7 protein-coding genes are annotated in these 6,254 nt (G+C 68.7%); 2 read left to right on the top strand and 5 right to left on the bottom strand.

Features of this window, described 5'->3' with window-relative positions; genetic code table 11:
* A partial coding sequence (locus EPN98_RS20235) for a pseudouridine synthase (protein ID WP_293364739.1) occupies window positions 1-701 on the top strand: 701 nt, incomplete at its 5' end.
* On the opposite strand, the gene EPN98_RS20230 is transcribed toward EPN98_RS20235, so the two are convergent.
* Entirely contained in the window at window positions 613-1,491 is an 879-nt protein-coding gene (locus tag EPN98_RS20230) for a kinase (RefSeq protein WP_293364738.1), read from the bottom strand. The two genes, EPN98_RS20235 and EPN98_RS20230, sit on opposite strands and share 89 nt — an antisense overlap.
* Window positions 1,488-2,642 (bottom strand): cystathionine beta-lyase, encoded by a 1,155-nt coding sequence (metC, locus tag EPN98_RS20225; protein ID WP_293364737.1) that lies wholly within the window; start codon window positions 2,640-2,642, stop codon window positions 1,488-1,490. Before metC ends, EPN98_RS20230 begins: the two co-directional genes overlap by 4 nt.
* Window positions 2,643-2,724: 82 nt before the next feature.
* Between metC and EPN98_RS20220 the strand changes: the two genes are divergently transcribed.
* Entirely contained in the window at window positions 2,725-3,825 is a 1,101-nt protein-coding gene (locus EPN98_RS20220; RefSeq protein WP_293364736.1) for an amino acid ABC transporter substrate-binding protein, read from the top strand.
* Here the strand turns inward: EPN98_RS20220 and EPN98_RS20215 are convergent.
* From EPN98_RS20215 to EPN98_RS20205, 3 genes are all read right to left on the bottom strand, one after another.
* Entirely contained in the window at window positions 3,822-4,175 is a 354-nt protein-coding gene (locus EPN98_RS20215) for a GNAT family N-acetyltransferase (protein ID WP_293364735.1), read from the bottom strand. The genes EPN98_RS20220 and EPN98_RS20215 overlap by 4 nt on opposite strands.
* Window positions 4,176-4,322: 147 nt before the next feature.
* The gene (gene sseA, locus EPN98_RS20210; protein WP_293364734.1) at window positions 4,323-5,171 is read right to left on the bottom strand and encodes a 3-mercaptopyruvate sulfurtransferase; all 849 of its coding nucleotides are present in this window, start codon (window positions 5,169-5,171) and stop codon (window positions 4,323-4,325) included.
* A 4-nt stretch (window positions 5,172-5,175) separates the two neighbouring features.
* Window positions 5,176-6,177, bottom strand: a complete 1,002-nt coding sequence (locus EPN98_RS20205) for a cysteine synthase A (RefSeq protein WP_293364733.1) — start codon at window positions 6,175-6,177, stop codon at window positions 5,176-5,178.
* Window positions 6,178-6,254: the final 77 nt, after the last annotated feature.

The following is a 6,254-nucleotide window of genomic DNA, read 5'->3' as shown; positions in this document are numbered from 1 at the left end:
GCAAGATCCAGCCGGGCCAGACGCTGACCCTCACCGACAAGGCCGAGGGGCGGCTCGAAGGCTTCACCGCGGTCCTGAACAAGCCCACGGGTTATGTCTCGGGCCAGCCCGAGCCGGGCTACACGCCGGCGGTGCGCCTCCTGACCCGTCAGGCGCTGGTGGGCGAGAGCGCCACGATCCCGGACGCCAGGATGAGCCTGCCGCCCCTGGGACGCCTCGACCTCGACAGCCATGGCCTGCTGATCCTCTCCAACGACGGGGTGCTGGCCAAGGCCGTGATCGGGCCGCAGTCCGAGCTCGACAAGGAGTACGTCGTTCGGGTCGCCGGCCGGATCGACGAGCCCACGCTCAACCGTCTGCGCCACGGCCTGGAACTGGACGGTCGCAAGCTGCGCCCGGCCAAGGTGACGCGGATCGAAGGCCAGACCCTTCGCTTCGTTCTCACCGAAGGCCGTAACCGCCAGATCCGGCGCATGTGCGAGCTGGTGCAACTGCGGGTGATGGACCTGCTGCGGGTCAGGATCGGGCCTCTGGAGCTGGGCGACCTGCCCGACGGCCGCTGGCGTGTGCTGACCTCTGTGGAGCGCGAGGCGATGATCGCCGCGTCGACGCCTAAGTCTGTGGGACCGGGGTCCGGTCGGCCGCAAGGGGCACGACCCAGTCCGCGCGGCCCGGCATCTCCTCGAGGATCCACCGCGTGATCCGTTCGTAGTGCTGCACGAACTGTCCGACCTCGGCGTCGCTCATCCCGCGACCGGTGCGGGCCCGAAGCTTGGCTTCCTGCTCGGCGCGCCAGCCCCGGACCACTTCGAACCCCGGGGGCTGCAGCATCACCAGCCGGTCCAGCCGGCCCCATAGCGCCTGATAGCCCTCGCTGAGCTGGCGGTTCACATAGCCGCGCCAGGCGCGCGTGGGATCGTCGCGGCGCTCCAGCGTGTTCACATGCGCCATGAGCCGGTCGCTGGGCTCGGGCCTCGCCCCCACGCACCAGCCTTCCAGGATCACCACGTCCGCCGGTCCCTCGACCTGGCGCCAGGCGCTCTTGGGGCGCCGCTCGTCGGTGGACTTGTCGAATGCGGGCAGGGGCGTAGCGCCGTCGCCGCGCAGGTGGTCCAACACGGCGCAGGCCAGCGCCACATCGTGCGTTCCCGGCGGACCTCGCACCTGCAGCAGGCGGTGCGCCTTGCCCGCCAGCCACGTCCGCGCCTCGCGACCCAGGTAGAAGTCGTCCAGCGAAATGGCCACGGCCTTCAGGCCGCGTTCGGTCAGGATGCGGGCGGTGGCGGCCGCTATCGTGCTTTTGCCGGCGCCCTGCGGCCCGCAGAGGCCCACGAAGGCCGTTCGGCCGAAGTCATGGCGCCAATCCCAGGCGCGGTCGGCCAGCGGCCCGCATACCTCGGTGAACGTGGTCCGGAACGCTTCGGGCAGGTGCTCCTTGGCCATCAACTCGCCAAGCCATTCGTCCAGGCGATCTCCGCCTTCCGTCGTCATTGGCCGTAGGCGTCGAGACCGCGGCGCAGATCGGCGATCAGGTCGTCCGGACTTTCCAGCCCCACGTGGAGGCGGATCAGCGGGCCGCCGTAATCGCGGGCGAACTGACGGACCTTGAGCTGCGGATCGCACGCGATGGCCAGGCTCTCGAAGCCACCCCAGGAGAATCCGAGGCCGAACAGCTTCAGGCCGTTGAGGAAGGCATTGACCGCCTGGGTCGGGCCGGGCTTCAGGACGATCCCGAACAGGCCGCACGCGCCGCTGTAGTCGCGCGCCCACAAATCGTGACCCGGCGCGCCGGGCAGGGCGGGATGCAGCACCTGGGCCACCTCGGGCTGGTCGCGCAGCCAGCTGGCGACGGCGAGGCCGCTCTCGGACTGTCGGGCCATGCGGATCGGCAGGGTGCGCAGCCCCCGGAGCATCGCATAGGCGTCCTCGCCCGACACCGCCCAGCCCATGTGATTGATCCCGTCGGCCAGTTGCCGAACCAGCTTCGGATCGCGCGCCGCGGCCGAGCCCATGAACACGTCTGAGTGGCCGCCGACATACTTGGTGAGCGCCTGCAGCGAGATATCGACGCCATGTTCCAGCGGTTTGAAGATCAGGCCGGCGCCCCAGGTGTTGTCGATGGCGGTGAGGATGCCTCTGCCGCGCGCCAGTTCGGCGATCCTGGGGATGTCCAGCATCTCGAACGACAGCGACCCCGGACTTTCGAGCAGGATCATGCGCGTGGCCGACGATGCGCTCTCCACCAGGGATTCGGGCGAGGCATGGGGATCGAAGTAGGTCACGTCCACGCCAAACCGCCGGAGGACGCTGTCGCAGAAGCGCCGAACCGGCTTGTAGATGCTGTCGACCACCAGGATCTCGTCGCCGGCCTTCAGCAGCGCCATCGCGACGCCCGAGATCGCGGCGATCCCCGACGGGTAGAGCGTGACACCCTCGGCGGCCTCCAGCATGCCCAGAGCGTCCTGCAGGCAGGTCTGGGCCGAGAGGCCCCCGCGGCCGTAGGTCAGGAAATTGGCGTCGTCGTACAGCGCCTCGGCGTTAGGCAGCAGCACCGTCGAGCCCTTCTGGATCGGCGGGCCAACCGTGCGGACCAGGGTGTCCGCGGCCTTGCCGGCGTGGATGAGGCGGGTCTCGTCGGACATGCGGGGTTGCGGCTCGTCTCAGCGCTGGCGAAAGTGCTTTCCCCTTAAAGGCCCAACCGACTCGTCGTTTCAAGGAGCAGCGATGATCTCCCGCTTCGCGGCGACGGTTCTGCTACTCGTCGCGCTGGCCGCGTGCAGCGGACCGACGCCGGCGGCGAAGGGGCCGGAGGTGAAAGCCTCGCCCCGAACGGCCGCGTCCGATCCCGGATACAAGCCGGCCGTCAGCGTCACGCTGGGGATGGTGCGGAAGCGCGGTTACGTGGCCTGCGGGGTCCATGCTGGGCTCCCGGGATTTGCCCTGAAGGACGCCCGGGGCGAATGGCGTGGCTTCGACGTCGACATCTGCCGCGCGGTGGCCGCGGCGACCCTGGGCGACGCGGAGAAGGTCCGATTCACGGTTGTCGACGCCAAGGACCGCTTCGGCGCCTTGCAAAGGGGCGAACTCGACATCCTGTCGCGTAACACCTCGCAGACCTTCGCCCGCGAGGCGGGGCTGGGCGTGAGTTTCCCGATCATCACCTACTACGACGGCCAGGGCTTCCTGGTTCGCCGCGAACTGGGGCTGGGCAGCGCCCAGGAACTTACCGGCGCACGGGTCTGCGTCCAGGAAGGCACCGCCAGCGCGGGTAATGTCGACGACTGGTTCCGCGTGCGTGGCATCAAATACCGCGCCGTCATGGCTGCGTCCGAGCAGCAGGCGCGCGCGATGTACGAGGGCGAAACCTGCGACGCCTTCACCGCCGACATCTCGGCGCTCGCCGCCTCGCGCTCGGTCATGAACAACCCCGGCAGTCACGTGATCCTGCCCGACGTGATCTCAAAGGAGCCGCTCGGACCGGTCGTGAGGCGCGACGACCCAGTCTGGGCCGAGATCGTGCGCTGGACCGTCTACGCCACGCTGCTGGGCGAAGAGCTTGGGGTCACGTCGCGGACGGTCGAGCAGGCGCGCGAGACCGCGACCGATCCGGAGACCCGGCGGCTGCTGGGCGTGGAGGGTGACCTGGGGCCGTTGCTGGGGCTGGAGAAGGACTGGGCCTTCCAGGTGATCCGGCAGGTGGGCGCCTACCACGAGATCTTCCGGCGAGACCTGGGCGGCGACTCGGCGCTGCGTCTGGATCGCGGGCTGAACGCCCTGTGGAGCGCGCCCAAGCCGGGCCTGATGTACGCCCCGCCGATGCGCTAAAGCGCCATCACCATCGCGCAACGGTCGGAAAGCCCACTGGCGGCTTCCTGGCGCAAGGCCTGGCGAATGCTGGCCGGAGCCTCGTCCGAGGCCCACTCAGCGAAGCCGAACGACGCGTAGTAGGGCGCGTTCCACGGGATGGTGCGGAACGTCGTCAGGCTCAACGACTTGAGGCCCTGCGCCCGCGCCCAGTCGCGCGCCTGGCCCAACAGGCGCTTGCCAAGCCCCTTGCCGTGCTGGCCGTCCTGGACGTCCAACTCGTCGATGTGGAGACGGTCGCCCTCGACGCGGGCCGCGAGGAACGCCACGGGGCCGTCGCCGTCGTCGGCGATCCAGAGCGTCCCGCCCATGAGGTGGGGCCTGTAGGCGTCGGCGGGCGCGCAGTCGGTGAGCAGGAAGGCCGGCGTGTCCTGGCCGACGAACTTCTGCGCGGCGCTGAGCTCGATGCGCGGAAGGTGCTCTAGATCGGTCTCTCGGGCGAGGCGTATGTCTATGGATCAGGCTCCGGTGACGACGGCCGTGTCGGAGCGTCCGCCCCATTCGGTCCACGAGCCGTCATAGACCGCAACGTCGAAGCGCCCAAGCCGCGCCAGAGCCAGCGCCAGCACCGAGGCGGTGACGCCCGACCCGCAGCTGGTGACGATAGGCCGGGTCAGGTCGATGTGTCCGAAGACGGACGCGAGCTCCGTCGCCGGCTTCAGGGTGCCGTTGGCGTTCAACACCTCATTGAACGGCAGGTTCAAAGCGCCTGGCATGTGTCCAGAGCGCAGGGTGGCGCGAGGCTCGGGCGCCTCTCCCCGGAACCGCCCGGCAGAACGGGCGTCGACGACTTGCGCTGCGCCGGATCCCAGCACCTCGGTGACGTGGGTGATGTCGGCCACCAGGTCCGGGATGAAGGCGGGCGCGACAGCCACGGCGTTCGGCGACGACTCTGCGGTCTCGACCGCACGCTTCTCCGCGACCCAGACCTTGAGGCCGCCGTCGAGGACGAACACCTGCGGATACCCCATGACCCGGAGCGTCCACCAGACGCGCGGCGCGCAGTAGATGCCATGGGCGTCATAGACGACGATCGTGTGGTGGCGTCCCAGGCCCAGCTTTGCCGCCGCCTCGGCGAATGCCGCGGGGCTGGGAAGCATGTGGGGCAGGTCTGTGTCGGGATCGGCGATGGCGTTGATGTCGAAGAAGACCGCGCCGGGAATGTGACCTGCGACGTAGCTGTCGCGGCCGTGCCCGGGCTGGCCCACCAGGGGCAGTGTGGCGTCGACGACCCGAACGTTCGGATCGCCCAGCCGCTCGGCGAGCCAGGCTGTGGAGACGAGGGGATCGGACGAGGCGTCGGCCATGGGGCTATTCCAGCCAGCTCGGGGCCGGCAGGCCCTTCTCGCGCAGGAAGGACGGATTGAAGATCTTCGACTGATAGCGCTGGCCGTGGTCGCAGAGCACGGTGACGATGGTGTGGCCTGGCCCCATCTCCTTCGCCATGCGGATGGCGCCGGCCACGTTGACGCCGGTGGAGCCGCCCATCACCAAGCCCTCGAACTCCATCAGGTCGAAGATCGTCAGCAGCATCTCCTCGTCCGAGATGCGGTAGGCATGATCGATGGTCAGGCCGTCGAGGTTTGCGGTGATCCGCCCCTGGCCGATGCCTTCGCTGATCGACCCGCCCTCGGCCTTCAGTTCGCCGTCCGTGTAGTAGCTGTAAAGCGATGCGCCGTGCGGGTCGGCGAGGCCGATCTTCACCTGGGGATTCCGTTCCCGCAGCGCTTGGGCCACGCCTGCCAGTGTGCCGCCCGAGCCCACGGCGCAGACGAAGCCGTCAACCTTGCCGTCGGTCTGGCTCCAGATTTCGGGACCCGTGCCCTGCACGTGGGCCTCACGGTTGGCGACGTTGTCGAACTGGTTGGCCCAGACCGCGCCGTTCGGCTCCTTAGTATTAAGTTCAGCCGCCAAGCGCCCGGAATATTTCACGTAGTTCATCTCATTGGCGTAAGGGACAGCGTCCACCTCGACCAGTTCGGCCCCGAACAGCCGGATGGCGTCCTTCTTTTCCTGGCTCTGCGTGCGCGGGATGACAATCGTGCACTTGTAGCCCAGCGCCTTGCCCACCATCGCCAGGCCGATCCCGGTGTTGCCCGCCGTGCCCTCGACGATCCGACCGCCAGGCCGCAGCAGGCCCTTCTTCTCGGCGTCGCGAATGATGTAGAGCGCCGCGCGGTCCTTCACCGATTGGCCCGGGTTCAGGAACTCGGCCTTGGCGAGGATTTCGCACCCCGTGATCTCGCTGGCGCGGCGCAGCCGCAGAAGCGGCGTTCCGCCGATGAGATCGAGGATGGAAGGCGCAACTTGCATGGCCGCCTACTTAGGCAAGCTGCGCCCGGGAGAACAGAGGGCCGTTCAAGCTTTGCTGAGCGAAGGGGCCGCCACGT

The organism is Phenylobacterium sp. (genome assembly GCF_004299445.1).
In the GTDB taxonomy this organism is placed as follows: Bacteria; Pseudomonadota; Alphaproteobacteria; order Caulobacterales; family Caulobacteraceae; genus Phenylobacterium.
The sequence above is the reverse complement of the archived record's forward strand: the minus strand, read 5'-3'. Positions and strand labels throughout refer to the sequence as shown.